The organism is Cellulomonas chengniuliangii (assembly GCF_024508335.1).
Taxonomy (GTDB): domain Bacteria; phylum Actinomycetota; class Actinomycetes; order Actinomycetales; family Cellulomonadaceae; genus Cellulomonas_A; species Cellulomonas_A chengniuliangii.
This window is the reverse complement of sequence record NZ_CP101988.1, coordinates 1,855,325-1,873,295: the sequence shown is the minus strand read 5'-3', so window position 1 is coordinate 1,873,295 and position 17,971 is coordinate 1,855,325. Positions and strand designations below refer to the sequence as shown.

General features: G+C 72.0%; 15 protein-coding genes. 5 read left to right on the top strand and 10 right to left on the bottom strand.

The genetic code is table 11. From position 1 onward, the window contains the following. Window position 1: 1 nt before the first annotated feature. Window positions 2-1,456: a GuaB1 family IMP dehydrogenase-related protein gene (locus NP064_RS08660; protein ID WP_227569249.1), complete on the bottom strand. Its 1,455-nt coding sequence runs from the start codon at window positions 1,454-1,456 to the stop codon at window positions 2-4. Between the two features lie 169 nt (window positions 1,457-1,625). Between NP064_RS08660 and dxs the strand changes: the two genes are divergently transcribed. The 3 genes from dxs to pflA all read left to right on the top strand — a co-directional run bounded on the left by dxs (window position 1,626) and on the right by pflA (window position 6,902). Next, on the top strand, window positions 1,626-3,509 hold the full coding sequence (gene dxs / locus NP064_RS08655) for a 1-deoxy-D-xylulose-5-phosphate synthase (protein WP_227569248.1): 1,884 nt from the start codon (window positions 1,626-1,628) through the stop codon (window positions 3,507-3,509). 147 nt (window positions 3,510-3,656) lie between these two features. Beyond that, window positions 3,657-5,924, top strand: a complete 2,268-nt coding sequence (pflB, locus tag NP064_RS08650) for a formate C-acetyltransferase (RefSeq protein ID WP_227569247.1) — start codon at window positions 3,657-3,659, stop codon at window positions 5,922-5,924. 84 nt (window positions 5,925-6,008) lie between these two features. Beyond that, window positions 6,009-6,902, top strand: coding sequence for a pyruvate formate-lyase-activating protein (gene pflA, locus NP064_RS08645; RefSeq protein ID WP_227569246.1), 894 nt, complete (start codon window positions 6,009-6,011; stop codon window positions 6,900-6,902). Window positions 6,903-6,996: 94 nt separating this feature from the next. On the opposite strand, the gene NP064_RS08640 is transcribed toward pflA, so the two are convergent. The 5 genes from NP064_RS08640 to NP064_RS08620 all read right to left on the bottom strand — a co-directional run bounded on the left by NP064_RS08640 (window position 6,997) and on the right by NP064_RS08620 (window position 13,170). Next, window positions 6,997-9,117, bottom strand: a complete 2,121-nt coding sequence (locus tag NP064_RS08640; RefSeq protein WP_227569245.1) for a 3-hydroxyacyl-CoA dehydrogenase NAD-binding domain-containing protein — start codon at window positions 9,115-9,117, stop codon at window positions 6,997-6,999. Beyond that, window positions 9,114-10,361 (bottom strand): thiolase family protein, encoded by a 1,248-nt coding sequence (locus NP064_RS08635; protein ID WP_227569244.1) that lies wholly within the window; start codon window positions 10,359-10,361, stop codon window positions 9,114-9,116. Before NP064_RS08635 ends, NP064_RS08640 begins: the two co-directional genes overlap by 4 nt. A gap of 131 nt (window positions 10,362-10,492) precedes the next feature. After that, window positions 10,493-11,809 (bottom strand): HRDC domain-containing protein, encoded by a 1,317-nt coding sequence (locus NP064_RS08630; RefSeq protein ID WP_227569243.1) that lies wholly within the window; start codon window positions 11,807-11,809, stop codon window positions 10,493-10,495. 100 nt (window positions 11,810-11,909) lie between these two features. Next, window positions 11,910-12,437, bottom strand: a complete 528-nt coding sequence (locus tag NP064_RS08625) for a helix-turn-helix transcriptional regulator (RefSeq protein WP_256813521.1) — start codon at window positions 12,435-12,437, stop codon at window positions 11,910-11,912. Window positions 12,438-12,585: 148 nt separating this feature from the next. After that, a complete protein-coding gene (locus NP064_RS08620) occupies window positions 12,586-13,170 on the bottom strand; it encodes a DUF3000 domain-containing protein (protein WP_227569242.1) in 585 nt (194 codons plus the stop codon). A gap of 155 nt (window positions 13,171-13,325) precedes the next feature. Here NP064_RS08620 and gndA point away from each other — a divergent pair, with 155 nt between their 5' ends. Together gndA and NP064_RS08610 are read left to right on the top strand one after the other, a co-directional pair. Beyond that, on the top strand, window positions 13,326-14,783 hold the full coding sequence (gene gndA, locus NP064_RS08615; RefSeq protein ID WP_227569241.1) for an NADP-dependent phosphogluconate dehydrogenase: 1,458 nt from the start codon (window positions 13,326-13,328) through the stop codon (window positions 14,781-14,783). Next, window positions 14,780-16,018, top strand: a complete 1,239-nt coding sequence (locus NP064_RS08610) for a carboxylate--amine ligase (protein WP_227569240.1) — start codon at window positions 14,780-14,782, stop codon at window positions 16,016-16,018. The genes gndA and NP064_RS08610 overlap by 4 nt, the downstream gene beginning before the upstream one ends. A gap of 191 nt (window positions 16,019-16,209) precedes the next feature. Here NP064_RS08610 and NP064_RS08605 read toward each other — a convergent pair whose 3' ends face one another. The 4 genes from NP064_RS08605 to NP064_RS08590 all read right to left on the bottom strand — a co-directional run bounded on the left by NP064_RS08605 (window position 16,210) and on the right by NP064_RS08590 (window position 17,833). Further along, on the bottom strand, window positions 16,210-16,872 hold the full coding sequence (locus tag NP064_RS08605) for a hypothetical protein (protein ID WP_227569239.1): 663 nt from the start codon (window positions 16,870-16,872) through the stop codon (window positions 16,210-16,212). Between the two features lie 82 nt (window positions 16,873-16,954). Further along, window positions 16,955-17,092, bottom strand: a complete 138-nt coding sequence (locus NP064_RS08600; RefSeq protein WP_227569238.1) for a hypothetical protein — start codon at window positions 17,090-17,092, stop codon at window positions 16,955-16,957. Further along, window positions 17,064-17,246 carry a hypothetical protein gene (locus tag NP064_RS08595; RefSeq protein WP_227569237.1) on the bottom strand — a complete coding sequence of 61 codons (183 nt, stop codon included), beginning with the start codon at window positions 17,244-17,246 and terminating at the stop codon, window positions 17,064-17,066. Before NP064_RS08595 ends, NP064_RS08600 begins: the two co-directional genes overlap by 29 nt. 311 nt (window positions 17,247-17,557) lie before the next feature. Continuing rightward, complete coding sequence (locus tag NP064_RS08590) at window positions 17,558-17,833, bottom strand: PIN domain-containing protein (protein WP_227569236.1); 276 nt, start codon at window positions 17,831-17,833, stop codon at window positions 17,558-17,560. Window positions 17,834-17,971: the final 138 nt, after the last annotated feature.

Sequence of the window (17,971 nt, the reverse complement as noted above, 5' to 3'; positions counted from 1 at the left end):
CTCACCACCCGTCGGGGAGCGGGCGCCCCTCGTCGTACCCGGCGGCCGACTGGATGCCCATCACGGCACGCTCGGCCAGCTCGGCGATGGTGGTCGCGCCCACGTACGCGCAGGCGGAGCGGACGCCCGCGGTGATGTGGTCGATGAGGTCCTCGACGCCGGGCCGCCGGGGGTCGAGGTACATCCGCGAGGAGGAGATGCCCTCCTCGTAGAGGGCCTTGCGCGCCCGGTCGTAGGCCGAGCCGCTCACGGTCCGGGCCGCGACGGCTCGAGCGGAGGCCATGCCGAAGCTCTCCTTGTACAGCCGGCCTGCGCCGTCCTCGTGCAGGTCCCCAGGAGACTCGTGGGTGCCGGCGAACCACGACCCCACCATGACCTGGGAGGCGCCGGCCGCGAGCGCGAGGGCGACGTCGCGCGGGTGGCGCACCCCGCCGTCGGCCCAGACGTGCGCGCCGAGCCGGCGCGCCTCGGCGGCGCACTCGAGGACGGCGGAGAGCTGGGGGCGCCCGACCGCGGTCATCATGCGGGTGGTGCACATGGCGCCGGGGCCCACGCCGACCTTGACGATGTCGGCGCCGGCCTCGACGAGGTCGCGGACGCCCTCGGCGGTGACGACGTTGCCCGCGACGACGGGGACCTGGGGGTCGAGCGCCCGGACGGCGGCGAGGGCGTCGAGCATCTTGCGCTGGTGGCCGTGGGCGGTGTCGACCACGAGGACGTCGACGCCGGCGGCGAGCAGGTCGGCGGCTTTGGCCTTCACGTCGCCGTTGATGCCGACGGCCGCGCCGACGCGCAGGCGGCCCTGGGCGTCGAGGGCGGGGGAGTAGATGGAGGAGCGCAGGGCGCCGACCTGGGTGAGGACTCCCACCAGCTCGTCGCCGCGGACGACGGGCGAGAACTTGCGCCGCGAGCCGTGCAGGGCCTCGAAGGCTGCCTCGAGGCCGCGGGGCCCGGCGTCGGTGATCACGTCGAGGGGCACGACGGTGGGGTGGGCGGTCATGACGGCGCCCACCTGGGTGAACCGGTCCACGCCGCCGCAGTCGGCCGCGGTGACGACGCCGACGGGCCGGGTGCCCTCGACCACGACGGCGGCGCCGTGCGCGCGCTTGCCGATGAGGGTGAGCGCGGTGTGCACGGTGTCGTGCGGGGCGACGACCACGGCGGTCTCGATGACGGGGTGCCGGGCCTTGACGGAGGCCACCACGTCGGCGACCACGGGGGTGGGCACGTCCTGGGGGAGGACGGTGAGCCCGCCGCGGCGGGCGACGGTCTCCGCCATCCGACGCCCGGCCACGGCGGTCATGTTGGCGACGACCAGCGGGATGGTGGCGCCTGTGCCGTCGTGGGTCGTGAGGTCGACGTCGAATCGTGACGTGACGTCGGATTTGGACGGGACGAGGAAGACATCGCCGTACGTGAGGTCGTGCGCGGGACGCTGACCTGGGAGGAAGCGCATGGTCACCCCTTTCGTCCTCATCGTAGGGGTGGCGCACGCCACAGTTCCAACCCCGGACTCGCACAGGCTGGGCGCCCGGACGCGAGGGCGCGCCCAGGCTGCGACGCCTAGAGTGATCTCCGACGCGCGGCCCCTGCCACGCGCACACAGCAGAGGAGGACGGTGTCGCGTGAGTCTGCTCGCTCGCATCAAGACGCCAGCAGACGTGCGACGCCTCACTCACCGGCAGGTGGCCTCGTTGGCCGCCGAGATCCGTGAGTTCCTGGTCCAGTCGGTGTCTCGCACAGGTGGGCATCTCGGGCCGAACTTGGGCGTCGTCGAGCTGACGATCGCGATCCATCGGGTGTTCGAGTCGCCGCGGGACACGATCGTCTTCGACACGGGCCACCAGGCCTACGTGCACAAGCTGCTCACCGGCCGCCAGGACTTCTCCGACCTGCGCAAGCGGGGCGGGATGTCCGGGTACCCGAGCCGGGCCGAGTCGGATCACGACGTGGTGGAGAACTCTCACGCGTCCACGGCGCTCAGCTGGGCTGACGGCATCGCCAAGGCGAACCAGGTCCGCGGCCTGGACGACCGGCACGTCGTCGCCGTGATCGGCGACGGCGCGCTGACCGGCGGCATGGCCTGGGAGGCGCTCAACAACATCGCGGCCGGACGCGACCGGCGGCTGGTGATCGTCGTCAACGACAACGGCCGGTCGTACGCGCCCACCATCGGCGGGCTGGCGCACCACCTCGACGTGCTGCGCACCACGCAGGGGTACGAGACGGTGCTCAGCTGGGGCAAGCGCACGCTGCACCGCTCGGGCCCCCCCGGGCGTTTCGCGTACGAGGCGCTGCACGGGTTGAAGAAGGGCATCAAGGACGTCGTCGCGCCGCAGGGCATGTTCGAGGACCTGGGCCTGAAGTATGTCGGCCCGGTGGACGGGCATGACGCCCCGGCGGTGGAGCGCGCGCTGGCGCGGGCCAAGGCCTTCGGCGGGCCGGTGCTGGTGCATGTCATGACCGAGAAGGGCCGTGGGTACACCCCGGCCGAGCAGGACGTCGCCGACCGCTTCCACGCGGTGGGCAAGATCCACCCCGAGACTGGGCTGCCGTTGGCGCCGTCCCGATTCGGGTGGACCAGCGTGTTCGCCGACGAGATCGTGCGGATCGGCCGCCGGCGGCCGGACGTCGTGGCGATCACCGCGGCGATGCTGGCGCCCGTGGGGCTGGCGCCGTTCGCCAAGGAGTTCCCGGAGCGCACCTTCGACGTGGGCATCGCCGAGCAGCACGCGGCGACGTCGGCCGCGGGCATGGCGTTCGCCGGGCTGCACCCGGTGGTGGCGGTGTACGCCACCTTCCTCAACCGGGCCTTCGACCAGGTGCTGATGGACGTGGCCCTGCACCGCGCGGGCGTGACGTTCGTGCTCGACCGCGCCGGCCTCACGGGCGACGACGGCGCGAGCCACAACGGCATGTGGGACCTGGCGATGCTGCGCGGCGTTCCGGGTTTGCGCCTGGCCGCCCCGCGTGACGAGCCCACGCTGCGCGAGGCGCTGCGCGCCGCGGTGGACATCGATGACGCGCCCAGCGTCGTGCGCTACCCCAAGGGCGCCGTGAACGACCCCATTACCGCCATCGACGAGATCGACGGGGTGGACGTGCTCGCCCGGCACGAGCCGGAGGGCGCCGAGCACTCGGTGCTCGTGGTCGGGGTGGGGGCGATGGCCACGACGGCCCTCGAGACCGGCGAGCTCCTCGCCGCCCACCGGCTGCGCGTGACCGTCGTGGACCCCCGCTGGGTGCTGCCGGTGCCGGCGGCGCTGACCAAGCTGGTGGGGCAGCACGACCACGTCGTCACGCTCGAGGACGGCGTCGCGGACGGCGGCATCGGGTCGGCGGTGGCGCAGCGGGCCCAGGAGGCCGGACTGCGGACCACGGTGCAGCCCGTCGGCGTCCCGCTGGCGTTCCTCGACCACGCGAGCCGGGACCAGCTCGTGACCACGCTCCGGCTGACCCCGCAGGACGTCGCGCGCGACGTCCTGACGTGGTTCGACGAGCGTTCCTGACCTGCGCCCACGCCACCCACGACGACGTGGTGGCGAGGACGTGACCAGGGTCACGCCAGGTCCGGGCCTGAAAGGCCCAAGGTCCCAAGACATCCCATGACTTGATCCGTAGGTTCAGTGGTATCAGACCTCACTGAGGAGCACACGATGTCCACCACAGCTGTACCGCAGCCGGCCACTGACGCCACCGCGTCCGCCTGGCGCGAGTTCGTCGCCGGACCCTGGAGCGACGGCATCGACGTCCGCGACTTCATCCAGCGCAACTACACCCCGTACACGGGTGACGCCTCGTTCCTCGCGGGCCCCACCGAGCGCACCACTGGTGTGTGGACCGCCCTGACCAAGATGTTCCCGGAGGAGCGCGAGCGCGGCATCTACGACGTCGACGCGAAGACCCCGTCGACGATCACCTCCCACGCCCCCGGCTACATCGACCAGGCGAACGAGCTCATCGTCGGCCTGCAGACCGACGCCCCGCTCAAGCGCGCCATCATCCCCAACGGCGGATGGCGGATGGTCGAGACCTCGCTCAAGACCTACGGCTACGAGCCCGACGAGAACGTCAAGAAGATCTTCACCGAGTACCGCAAGACCCACAACCAGGGTGTCTTCGACGTGTACCCGCCGAACGTCCGCGCCGCGCGCTCGTCGCACATCATCACCGGCCTGCCCGACGCCTACGGCCGCGGCCGCATCATCGGCGACTACCGCCGTGTCGCGCTGTACGGCATCGACGCGCTGGTCCAGGCCAAGAAGCTCGAGCGTGCCGCGCTCGACATGGACCGGTCGACCGAGGACGTCATCCGCGACCGCGAGGAGAACTCCGAGCAGATCCGCGCCCTGCAGGAGCTCAAGGCCATGGCCGCCTCCTACGGGTACGACATCTCCGGACCGGCGACCACCGCCCGCGAGGCCGTGCAGTGGCTCTACTTCGCCTACCTGGGCGCCGTGAAGGAGCAGAACGGCGCGGCCATGTCCCTCGGCCGCACCTCGACCTTCCTCGACGTCTACCTGCAGCGTGACCTGGCCGAGGGCCGGATCACCGAGGAGCAGGCGCAGGAGCTCATCGACGACCTCGTCATCAAGCTCCGCATCGTGCGCTTCCTGCGGACCCCCGAGTACGACGCGCTCTTCTCCGGCGACCCGACGTGGGTCACCGAGTCGATCGGCGGCCTCGGCGAGGACGGGCGCCCGCTCGTCACGAAGACCTCGTTCCGGTTCCTGCAGACGCTGTACAACCTGGGCCCGGCACCCGAGCCGAACCTGACCGTGCTGTGGAGCAACCGCCTGCCCGAGGGCTTCAAGAAGTTCTGCGCGCAGGTCTCCATCGACACCTCCGCCATCCAGTACGAGTCCGACGAGCTCATCCGCCAGGCGTGGGGCGACGACGCGGCCATCGCGTGCTGCGTCTCCGCGATGCGCGTCGGCAAGCAGATGCAGTTCTTCGGCGCCCGCGTCAACCTGGCCAAGTCGCTGCTGTACGCCATCAACGGCGGCCGCGACGAGATCACCGGCAAGCAGGTCGCCCCGGTCAGCGCGCCCGTCGAGGGCGACGTCCTCGACTTCGACGACGTCAGCGCCAAGTTCGACACGCTGCTCGACTGGCTCGCCGAGACCTACGTCGACGCGCTGAACTGCGTGCACTACATGCACGACAAGTACGCCTACGAGCGCCTCGAGATGGCCCTGCACGACCAGGCCATCCTGCGGACCATGGCGTGCGGCATCGCCGGCCTGTCGGTCGTGGCCGACTCGCTGTCGGCCATCAAGTACGCGACCGTGCGGCCCGTCCGCGACGAGACCGGCCTGATCGTCGACTACGCCACCGAGGGCGACTACCCGACGTACGGCAACGACGACGACCGCGCCGACGACATCGCCGTGGCGATCGTCCGGTCGTTCATGGAGAAGATCCGGGCGCAGAAGACCTACCGCGACTCGCTCCACACGCAGTCGGTGCTGACCATCACCTCGAACGTCGTCTACGGGAAGAACACCGGGAACACCCCCGACGGCCGCCGCCTCGGCGAGCCGTTCGCCCCGGGCGCCAACCCGATGAACGGGCGCGACACCCACGGCATGCTCGCCTCGGCGCTGTCCGTGGCCAAGCTGCCGTACTCCGAGTCGATGGACGGCATCTCGCTCACGTCCACGGTCGTGCCCTCGGGCCTCGGCCGCACGCGTGAGGAGCAGATCGCCAACCTGGTCGGCCTGCTCGACGGGTACAACGTCTCCTCCGGCTACCACGTGAACATCAACGTGCTGAACCGCGAGACGCTCGAGGACGCCATGGAGCACCCCGAGAACTACCCGCAGCTCACCATCCGTGTCTCGGGCTACGCCGTGAACTTCACCCGCCTGACGCGCGAGCAGCAGCTCGACGTGCTCTCGCGGACCTTCCACGGCAGCCTCTGACCGACCCGGGCCGCGGCGGGTGGATCCCAGCTCCACCCGCCGCGGCCCGCACAGCCCGCCCTCGTCCCGCCTGAGGAGCACGCCATGAACGCGACCAGCACCGCACCGCGCGACGCCGACTGCGGCGCGCCGGTCGTCGAGCTCGGGCTCCCCGTCATCGGCGGCTCGCACCACCGCTCCTCCGCCGGCACCGCGGGCCTCGACAGCTCCGAGGCGAGCCGCTCCGAGCGTTTCGCCCAGATGCGCGCCGGCGAGCTCGGGTCCCTGCACTCCTGGGAGCTCGTGACCGCAGTCGACGGCCCCGGCACCCGCCTCACCACGTTCCTCTCCGGCTGCCCGCTGCGCTGCCTCTACTGCCACAACCCCGACACCATGGAGATGCGCCGCGGGGAGCCGATCACCGCCGACGAGCTGCTCGCGCGGATCGCGCGCTACCGGCCCATCTTCGAGGTCACGGGCGGCGGGCTCACCATCTCCGGCGGCGAGCCGCTCATGCAGCCCGCCTTCGTCGCCCGTGTGCTGCGCGGCGCCAAGGAGATGGGCATCCGCACCGCCCTCGACACCTCCGGGTACCTGGGCGCGCACTGCACCGACGAGATGCTCGACGACATCGACCTCGTCCTCCTCGACGTGAAGTCGGGGATCCCCGAGACGTACCGCAAGGTCACCGGCCGCGATCTGCAGCCCACCCTCGACTTCGGCCGCCGGCTCGCCGCCCGCGGCACCGAGATCTGGGTCCGCTTCGTGCTGGTCCCCGGCCTGACCGACGCCCCAGAGAACGTCGACGCCGTCGCGGACTACGTCGCCACGCTCTCCACGGTCAGCAGGGTCGAGGTGCTGCCGTTCCACCAGATGGGCCGCGACAAGTGGGAGTCGCTCGGGCTGAGCTACGAGCTCGAGGACGCTCAGCCGCCGAGCCCCGAGCTCGTCGCGCGCGTCCGCGACCAGTTCCGCGAGCGTGGGCTCACGGTGTACTGAGCCTCACGCACACCCCGACCCACGCGACGAGAGCCGCGGCGCGTCTGACGCGCCGCGGCTCTCGTTCACCTGGGTGGTGCGGAGCGCGCCGAGGTCACCGACCTGGCACGTTCGCCACGCCGTCCTCGAGGAGCCGGCGCCCCAGCACCTTCTGGGAGTAGCCGGTGCGGTCCAGGTACGGCGTGATGCCGCCCAGGTGGAACGGCCAACCGGCGCCCAGGATCATGCACAGGTCGATCTGCTCGGGCCCGGCGACCACGCCCTCGTCGAGCATCAGCCCGATCTCCTCCGTGAGTCCGGCGAGCACCGCGTCCAGGACTCCCGGCCCGTCGAGCGGCGACTCGTCGCCGGAGGCCTCGAACGCGTCCTGGATCGCCGGGTCCACCTCGAGCTCGGCGCCCTGGCCGTCCGGCTCGGGCACCACACGCCGCTTCTCGGCGGCCAGGCGCTCCAGGCCGGGGGAGAGCGGGTAGCGGTCGCCCAGGTCCTCGTGCAGCGAGCTCAGCACGTGCAGCGCCACGGGCAGTCCCACCAGCTGGATCAGCGCGAACGATCCCATCGGGAGCCCGAGCGGCCGCAGCGCCGCGTCGGCCACCTGCACCGGCGTGCCGCCCTCGACCGCGGCGGCCACCTCGGCGAGCATCCGCAGAAGCAAGCGGTTCACCACGAAGCCCGGCCGGTCGGCGACGCCGACAGCCGTCTTGCCGAGGTTCTTCGCCAGCGCGAACGCGGTCGCGACGGCGGCGTCGTCCGACGCCTCCGTGCGCACCACCTCGATCAGGGGCATCTGGGCCACCGGGTTGAAGAAGTGGATGCCGACCACCCGCTCCGGGTGGCGCAGATGGGCGGACATCTCGGTGACCGACAACGCCGAGGTGTTGGTCGCGAGGACCGCGTCCGGGGCGATGACGTCCTCGAGCTCCGCGAAGACGCGCTGCTTGAGCGCCATCACCTCGGTGACAGCCTCGATCACCAGGTCGGCGCCCGCCAGCGTGCCGAGGTCGGTGCTCACCGAGATGGACGCGAGCACCCGGTTGGCCTCGTCAGGCCGGATCCGGCCCTTCGCGGCCTGAGACTCGACCATCGAGCGGATGCCCGCCAGCCCGGCGGCGACACGCTCGTCGTCGACCTCCCGCATCACCACGGGCACCTTCAGTCGGCGTGCGATGAGCACGGCCAGCTGCCCGGCCATCAGGCCTGCGCCCACGATCCCCACGGTGCGCACGGGCCGCGCGAGGGCGGCGTCGGGCGCCCCGGCGGGCTTGCGGGACTTGCGGGTGGTCAGGTCGAACGCGTACAGGCCGGCGCGCAGCTCGTCGGACATGATCAGGTCGGTCAGCGCGTCGTCCTCGGCGGCGAACGCCGCGTCCCGGTCGGCGTCCCGTGCCGCGGCGACCAGGTCCAGCGCCCGGTACGGCGCCTGGCGGGCGCCATGCAGGCGCTGGTCGAGCTGGTGGCGGGCGCCCGCGACCACGGCCGCCCACTCGTCGGCGCCCTCGATCTCCCGACGCTCGACGACCACCCGGCCAGCGAGGACGTCCGCCGTCCAGGCCAGCGACTGCTCGAGGAAGTCAGCGGGATCGAACATCGCGTCCATCAGGCCCAGGCGCACCGCCTCGGCGGCCTTGGTCATCCGGTTGTTCGCGAGGGGGCGCGTGAGGATCATCTCGAGCGCGCCGCGGACGCCCACGAGCTGCGGCAGCAGGTAGCAGCCGCCCCAGCCGGGCACCAGGCCCAGGAAGGCCTCCGGGAGCGCCAGCGCCGTGACGTCCCCGGCGACGGTGCGGTAGGTGCAGTTGAGCGCGAGCTCGAACCCGCCGCCCAGGGCCACGCCGTTGACGTACGCGAACGTCGGCACGGCCATCTCGCCCAGCATCCGGTAGGTCTCGTGGCCCAGCTCGGCGATGCGCCGAGCGCCCGACTCGTCCGTGAGGTGGCTGACCGCCGTCAGATCGGCCCCGGCGGCCAGGTAGTACGGCTTCCCAGTGACCCCCACGGCGACGATCTCGCCGTCGGCGGCTCGCTGGCGCAGCGTGGACAGCACGCCGTGCAGCTCGGTCAGACCCAGGGGGCCCAAGGTGGTCGGCTTGGTGTGGTCGAGCCCGTTGTCGACCGTGACCAGCGCGAGCGTGCCCGCGCCGCCCGGGAGCGGGACGTCCCGGACGAGGGCGTGGGAAACGCGCTCCGGGCGCGGCCCGGCGGTGGTGGCGGTCATCGGTCGCTCCCGTCGGTCGTCGTGGCGGAGGGCTGGTAGTCGGGGTGGTGCGGGTTCTCCCAGATCACCGTGCCGCCCTGGCCGAGGCCCACGCACATCGTGGTCAGGCCGTAGCGGACGTCAGGGCGCTCGGCGAACTGCCGGGCGAGCTGGGTCATCAGTCGCACCCCAGACGAGGCCAGCGGGTGGCCCACCGCGATGGCGCCGCCGTAGGGGTTCACGCGCGGGTCGTCGTCTTTGATGTCGAACGCGTCGAGGAACGCCAGGACCTGCACGGCGAACGCCTCGTTGACCTCGAACAGCCCGATGTCGTCGATGGTCAGCCCAGAGCGCTCAAGCGCCTTGCGGGTCGCGGGAACGGGGCCGATGCCCATGACCTCCGGCTCGACGCCGGCGTAGGCGAACGTCACCATGCGCATCCGGACGGGCATGCCGAGCTCGACCGCGGTCTCCTCGGCCGCCAGCAGGCACGAGGCCGCGCCGTCGGTCAGTGGGGCGGACGTGCCGGCCGACACACGGCCTCCGGCGCGGAACGGGGTCTTGAGGCCCTCGATGTCCTCGATGGTGGTGCCCGGGCGGGGCGGCTCGTCAGCGGTCGCGAGCCCCCAGCCCTTCTCCGGGTCGCGCAGGGCCACGTAGACGAGGTCGGGCGTGACCTTGCCCGCGGCGAGCGCCGCCGCGTACTTGGCCTGGCTGGCCACCCCGTACGCGTCGGCCCGCTCGCGCGTCAGCGCCGGGAAACGGTCGTGGAGGTTCTCGGCCGTCACCCCCATGTTCAGCGCGTCCGTGCTGACCAGCCGCTCGGACAGGAAGCGGGGGTTGGGGTCGGCCTCGAACCCCATCGGGTGCCGGCCCATGTGCTCCACGCCGCCGGCGATCGCGACGTCTTGGGCGCCGAAGCCGATCGCGGCGGCTGTCGACGTCACCGCGGTCATGGCGCCGGCGCACATGCGGTCGATCGCGTACCCGGGAACGGTCCGGGGCAGGCCGGCCAGCATGGCGACGGTCCGCCCGAGGGTCAGGCCCTGGTCGCCCTGCTGGGTCGTGGCGGCGATGGCCACCTCGTCGACCCGCTCGGGAGGCAGTTCGGGATGGCGGCGGAGGATCTCGCGGATCGTCTTGACGGCGAGGTCGTCGGCACGGGTGTGGGCGTAGAGCCCGTCGTCCCGCGCTCGCCCGAACGGCGTGCGAACGCCTTCGACGAAGACGACAGGGCGGACGGCACGGGCGGATGCGCTAGGCATCGAACCTCCAGGCGGGGACGTCGGTGTCCGGGCGGCGGTCTGGTCAGACACGCCGAATCCTGAAGGTACCCGGGACGAAGGTCCCGCACCAGCCCCAAGTTACTCGCGAGTAACTCGGGGCTGGGCGAAGTTCAGTCCGCGGCCTCCGCGAAAGCCGCCGCGAGCCGCGGCGCCACCAGCGACACCTGCCACTCCCGGGCCCCGCCCGCGGCCAGGAACTCCGCGATCGACTGCTCGTCCAAGCGGCTCGGCGGCGTCCAGCACAGCCGGCGCAGCAGATCGGGCTGCAGCAGGTTCTCGGTGGGCACCGAGTGCTCCTGGGACAGCTCGCCGACAGTATCGCGCGCGACGGCCAGCCGTGCGGCGGCCTCCGGGTCGCGGTCCGCCCACGCGCGAGGCGGCGGCGGGCCGTCGGACTTGGGGCCGCGCACCGAGGGCAGCTCGGCGTCCGGGAGGGCCAGGCCGCGGTCGATCGCGTGCTGCCACAGCGTCGCCCGTCGGCGGGTGCCCTTGCCGGAGAACGCCGGCAGGGCGACGAGCTGCGGCACGGAGCGGGGAAGCGCCTGGGCGGCCGCCACGATCGCGTGGTCGGGGAGCACGCGCCCCGGCGAGATGTCGCGCTGGCGGGCGTTCTCGTCACGAGTCAGCCAGAGCTCCCGGACGACCGCGAGCCGTCGCGCGTCGCGGATGGCGTGCAGGCCGGAGACACGGCGCCACGGCTCGACCCTCGGGGCCGGCGGCGGCGCGAGGCGCACGGCCTCGAACTCCTGGGCGGCCCACTCGGCCTTGCCGGCCACGGCCAGCCGTTCCGCGAGGATCTCGCGCAGCTCGACGAGCACCTCGACGTCCAGCGCGGCGTAGCGCAGCCACTGCTCGGGTAGCGGGCGGGTCGACCAGTCGACCGCCGAGTGCTCCTTCGCCAGGCCCAGCCCCAACAGCTCGGCGACGACAGCCGCCAGGCCGACCCGCTCGAGGCCCAGCAGCCGGGCGCCCAGCTCGGTGTCGAAGACGCGCGAGGGGCGGAGGCCCTGCTCAGCCAGCCCGGGCAGGTCCTGGGACGCGGCGTGCAGCACCCACTCCACCCCGACGAGGGCCTCCGACAGCGACGACAGGTCGGGCAGGGCGATCGGGTCGATCAGCGCTGTCCCGGCGCCCTCCCGGCGCAGTTGCACCAGGTACGTTCGCTGGCCGTAGCGGTATCCCGAGGCCCGTTCCGCGTCCACCGCGACAGGCCCGGTCCCAGCGCCGAAGGCCTCGACGACACGCGCCAACCCCTCCGGTGTGTCGACCACAGGAGGGACCCCGTCGGCCGGCTCGGTCAACGGGACCACCTCGAGGGCGGCCGGCACGTCATCACTCACCGTCAAGGCGGGGAGGGGGTCCTCAGGCAGGTCGGGCTGTTCGGGGTCGTGCGTGGCGCCGTCGGCGCCCGGTGGATCGGGGAGCATGACCTCCACCGTAGGCGCTCCAGCCGGTCGCGGTGCGCACGCCGCGCATGGCCTGCGCGTGGACGCGTGATCCGGGCGATGCGCGTCGTGCGTCAGGGGATCAGGGGATCAGGCCCGAGCGGATGGCGAGGGCGACCAGCGCGGCGCGATCACCCGTGCCGAGCTTGCGCGAGATGCGGGCCAGGTGGCTCTTCACGGTCAACGCCGACAAGCCCAGCAGCTCGCCGATCCGGCGGTTGCTGCACCCGTCCGCGACCAGGGCCAGGACACCGAGCTCCCGGGCCGTCAGGTCGGCTCGGACAGGAGCCACCGCGGCGGGGACGGACTGCGGCACCGACGGGTGCGCCTCACCGGCGACCGCCCCGCGCAAGCCCCCGGCCAGCAGGCCGACCAGCTCGCGTCGCGCCGCGCGCCGTGCGAGCAGGATCACCCGGCCCGATCCCCGACGGCGCACGTTGCGCACCAGGATCTGGCCGTCGCCGTCCGCGAGGTCGGTGACGACCACGCACATCTGACCGATCCCGCGGCGGCCCGGGGGCGGCTCGGGCGCAGCCAAGGGCGACCGGCGCGCGACAGGCGGCGCTCCGCGCACGACGGTCGCGCTCCTGCGCAACGGCTCGATGCTCACGTGGTTCTCCTGGCGACGGGTTCGGTACGTATCCCAGCCATCGGCAGCGCGGGCGTGGATCTTGAGCCGCCAGGGGCAGGTCGTCACAGCGTCCCGTCACGGCGGTGCACGCACATGCGACCGGGAGCCTGCCCGGTGTCGCGGACGGTCAGCGACGACGGGGCAGGGGCACCACGCCCGCGGGCAGCGGGGGGAGTCCTGCCGTCGTGCAGAGCAGCACGCTCCAGGCGCGCAGGTGTGGGGCCAGGTCGTCCTCCAGCGCGGTCCAGCTGAAGCGCAGCTCGAGGTCCACCTGGTCGGGGCGCCCTTCGAGGGCGCCGAAGCTCTGGGAGTGCACTCGCGTCACCGTGCCGCCCGCAGCGTGCGGGTTGGCGCCCACACCTGTGAAGGACTCGTTGAACCAGCTCCAGGCGACGTCGGCGAGCATCGGGTCCGCGCCGACCTCCGCCTCGAGGGACGCGCGCACCAGGGTCACGAGCCGGAATCGGCCGTCCCACGCCACCTGGCCGTCCGGGTCGTGCAGCACCACGAAGCGGCCCGAGGCGAGCTCGGCGGCGTCGGGGTCGCGTCGCGCCGAGCGGACCTCGGCCGTCAGCGCCGCGCTGAACGGCGCGATGCGCGAGGGGCCGGGGACCTCCTCGAGCGCGATCTCGGGCCGCATCCGCACGCCGCGCAACGACCTCAGCGCTCGGACGAACTCGACAGGGGCGCCGTCCGGACCAGGGGGGATCACGTCTGCGAGCGTACGGGCGGACCCAGGCGGTCTTGCGGTACGGCACGCCGCACAGTGCGCGCATGTGCGCGGCTAGGCTGGCGTCCGGCAAGAAAAACCCCCAACGCGCTGCCCGAACCCGCCGGGCGGCAGGCGACGAAGTGGAGCAACCGCGCATGACGGCAGCAGGAACCGCCCCCGCAGGAACGGCCCAGATCGGCGTCACCGGGCTGGCAGTGATGGGGCGCAACCTCGCGCGGAACTTCGCGCGGCACGGCTACACGGTCGCCGTGCACAACCGGTCGTACGCGAAGACCCGGTCGCTGATCGAGGAGAACGGCGACGAGGGCGCCTTCGTGCCGTCGGAGTCGATGGCCGACTTCGTCGCCTCCCTGGAGCGGCCCCGCAAGGTCGTCATCATGGTCAAGGCGGGCGGCCCCACCGACGCCGTCATCTCCGAGCTGGTCCCGCTCCTCGACGAGGGCGACATCGTCATCGACGCCGGCAACGCCCACTTCCCGGACACGCGCCGCCGTGAGGCGGAGCTCAAGGCCCACGGCCTGCACTTCGTCGGCACAGGCGTCTCGGGCGGCGAGGAGGGCGCGCTGCTCGGCCCCTCCATCATGCCCGGGGGCTCGCGCGACTCCTACGAGGTGCTCGGCCCGATCCTCGAGGACATCTCCGCCAAGGTCGACGGCACGCCCTGCTGCACGTACGTGGGCCCCGACGGCGCCGGCCACTTCGTCAAGATGGTGCACAACGGCATCGAGTACGCCGACATGCAGCTCATCGCCGAGGCCTACGACCTGCTCAAGCAGGGGCTGGGCGCCTCCGCTGCCGAGATCGGCGACATCTTCCGCACCTGGAACGAGGGCGACCTCGAGTCCTTCCTCATCGAGATCACCGCCGACGTGCTCAGCCACGTCGACGCCGAGACCGGCCAGGCGTTCGTCGACATCGTGCTCGACCAGGCCGAGCAGAAGGGCACCGGCCGCTGGACCGTGCAGAACGCCCTCGACCTGGGCGTGCCGATCACCGGAATCGCCGAGGCCACGTTCGCGCGCGCGCTCTCCGGCTCGGTCCCGCAGCGGACCGCCGCGGTGGGCGTCCTGCCCGCCGAGACCACGCCCTTCGAGGTCGCCGACCGCGACGCGTTCATCGAGGACGTCCGGCTGGCGCTCTACGCGTCCAAGGTCGTCGCGTACTCGCAGGGCTTCGACCAGATCGCCGCGGCCAGCGCCGAGTTCGGCTGGGACATCGACCGCGGCGCCATGGCCCGCATCTGGCGGGGCGGCTGCATCATCCGCGCCCGGTTCCTCAACCGCATCACCGAGGCGTACGAGCGTGAGGCCGAGCTGCCGCTGCTGCTGGCCGACGAGTACTTCGCGGGCGCGGTGGGCAACGGCGTGGCCGCCTGGCGCCGCGTGGTGTCCCAGGCAGCGCTGGCCGGCGTGCCGACGCCCGCGTTCTCGTCCTCGCTCGCCTACTACGACGGGGTCCGCGCCGAGCGGCTGCCCGCTTCGCTGATCCAGGCGCAGCGCGACTTCTTCGGCGCGCACACCTACCGGCGCACCGACAAGCACGGCACGTTCCACACCGAGTGGTCCGGCGACCGCGCCGAGCACGACGCGTGAGCGAGCAGATCCAGCCCGTCATCCTGGGCGCCGACATCGGTGTCTACGCGCTGGCGCGGTCCTTTCACGAGGCCTATGGCGTGCGCTCCGTCGTGGTGAGCGGCGCCGCGCTCGGCCCCGTCGCCCACTCGCAGATCATCGACAACGTCCTCGTCGAGGACGGGCACGACCCGAGGCAGCTCGTGGACCGGCTGGTCAGCCTCGCGGCCGAGCTGCCGGGCAAGCGCCTGGTGCTCATGGCCAACTCCGACTGGCTGGTCCGCGTCGTGGTGCAGCACCGGGCCGAGCTCGAGCCGCACTACGTCGTGCCGTTCCTCTCCGAGGACCTGCTCGAGCGGATCTCCGACAAGGCCACGTTCGCGGAGATCTGCCAGGACCTCGGCATCAGCGTCCCGCGCACGATCGTCCAGGACTTCGCGCAGGCGGGGGAGGAGGAGTGGGCCCCCGTGCCCGTTGACATCTCCTACCCGCTCATCGCGAAGGCCGCGAGCAGCGCCGACTACCAGGACGTCGAGTTCGCCGGCAAGAAGAAGGTCTTCGAGATCCAGACCCCCGGCGAGCTGGACGAGCTGTGGGCCTCGCTGCGTGGCACCGGGTTCCGGGGCCGGTTCGTCGTCCAGGAGCTGATCCCGGGCGACGACACGCAGATGCGCTCGATCACCGCGTACGTCGACAGCCGTGGGGCCACGACCCTCCTCTGCTCGGCGCACGTGCTGCTCGAGGAGCACACGCCGTCCGGGCTCGGAAACCCCGCGGCGATGGTCACCACCCGGATCGAGCCGATGCTCGACCAGGCGCGCCACTTCCTGAAGTCCACCGGGTACGTCGGCTTCGCGAACTTCGACGTAAAGGTCGACCCGCGCGACGGCTCGTACCGCTTCTTCGAGGTCAACCCGCGGATCGGGCGCAACAACTACTACGTGACCGCGGCGGGCGCCAACCCCATGCGGTTCCTCGTGGCGGACCGCGTCGAGGGCCGCGCCGTTGAGCCCGTGGTGGTCGACGAGCAGGTGCTGTACTCGATCCTGCCGAACAGCCTGCTGCTGAAGTACGTGCTCGACCCGGCGCTGCGGTCCCAGGTGCAGGGCCTCATCCGGGCTGGCAAGGTCGCGCACCCGCTGCGCTACGCCAAGGACGGGTCCCCCCGGCGGCTCGCCTACGTCGCCGCCGCGCTGATCAACCAGGTGCGCAAGTTCCGCCGGTACTACCCGGAGGTCACGGGCACCGGGTTCTGACACCCAGACGCCCCCACGGGCGCCGCACCACAGGAGAAGGGCCGGGCCGCCATCGCGACTCGGCCCTTCTCACGTGTCGCCAGCGAGCCGACGGGACGAGTCCCCCTCGCGCGGGAGTGTCAGCTCGGGTCGGGGGTGACGTCCGGTCGGCGGCTGGGGGCGCCCTGCCGCGGTGCGCCGAGGTCTTGCGGTCAGGGGCGGTCAGCTCGTCGCCGTGCTCGAGTCACCGCCACCGCGCTCGCCACAGCCCAGGCGATGAGCAGCGCGACCCACGCGGGCCGGTGCTCGTCCGCGACGATGGCGAGGGATGCGATGGTCACGCCGGCCATGGTCGAGGCTTGGACGCCGCGGTTGGCCAGGTAGTGCCCTGTGCCCCTGCCCTTCATCTCGACTTGCGGGGCTGCTGCCGGCGCGGTGTGCGCGGGCGTGTCAGCGTGGGTCGGGGTGATGCTGCACATCGTCAGGTTGAAGCCGGTGAGGACGTCCATGAACCGCTGGGAGACGGTGAGCCTGCCCTGGAGTCCGGTCCAGGCGTCATCGTGCCCGGCGAAGCCTGGCACTCGCAGCCAGTGCCAAGTCGGCAGCTCGGTGTCGGGGAAGTCCTCGTTGAACTCGTCGGAGGTGGTGACGTCCACGTGGTCGAAGTTGATCCCGGTGATCTCCGCGGCTTCCAATGCGGTACGCAGCCGGTCGGTGACGAGGTAGACCGGGTAGCTCCTCACCAGGTCGTCGCCCATCCACCCGTCGAAGATGAAGTCCAGGCGTGTGACGAGCGGCGGGTAGAAGGTCGTGTCGAAGACGGTGGCGTCCCCATATCTGCCCGGGACTTCAGGCTCGAGCTCGTACGCGGTCATCGGGGCTCCATGGGGGGTGTGGGAGGCAGTCTGGCTCCACGGTGGGCGGCATCCAGTTGGCGGCGCAGTGCGCGCGGGCGTGTCAGCGCGGGTCGGGGGTGATGGTGCACCCCGTCAGGTTGAACCCGGCGAGGATGTCCATGAACCGCTGGGAGGCCGTCAGCGTGCGTTGGCGCGCTGACCAGGCGTCGTCACGTCCGGGCGCGCCGGTGATGCGCATCGTGCCAGGGTGGCAGCTCCACTCCGGGGAAAAACGCGTCGAACTCCTCGGAGGTGCTGACGTCCACGTGGTCGAACTGGAAGCCGGTGACCTGTGCGGCTTCGAGCGCGGTCCGCAGCCGGTCGGTGACGAGGAACACCGGGTCGCTGGTCACGAGGTCGTCGCCGAACCCGTCGAATATGAAGTCCAGGCTCCTGAACGCTCGGCGGGGAGGAAGCCATGTCGAGGACCGTGGCTTCCCCGAAGCCGCCGGGGACGTCGGGTTCCAGCTCGTACTTGGTCATCAGGGCTCCACGGGAGGGAACAGGGCGTCGAAACACGTGTCCAGCGGGGTGGCGTGGCTCAGGTGGTGGCGCTGTGTTGGCGCGAAGCCCACAGGGAGTGCTTCTAGTAGGGCGAGATGATCGTCATCATGGAGCTGGTCGGCCCTCGCCGAGGGGAGTTTGGGGATGGCTCGACAATCGTTCAGCGAATCTGCCGCACCCGTTCGGATGTGCCCCAGGCGGTGTCGGCTGTCAGGGCGACGACGTCGAGCCGGGTGGCGAGCGCGAGGCAGAAGCGGTCTGCGAGCGAGAGTCCGGATCCGCGCTGCCACAGCGCGGCTGCGGTCTCGCCGTCCTGGGCGGTTGCGTCGAGGGGGGACAGGCCGTAGCTGGCGAGCAGGGCGGAGGCGACGGACCAGTCCCCGCCGCCGGCGCGGACCTTCTGTGCGACCTCGGATCGCCGCGGACGAGTCGGCACGCATCCTCGGCGCCACCGGCGACCGGCTGGCCGACACCAATGGCGACGGCGACGTTGACGCGCTGGTCGTCGACATCGCAGTCGAGGTGGACCAGCCCGGTGACTACGAGCTCGCCGTCGACTTCACGACCGGTGACG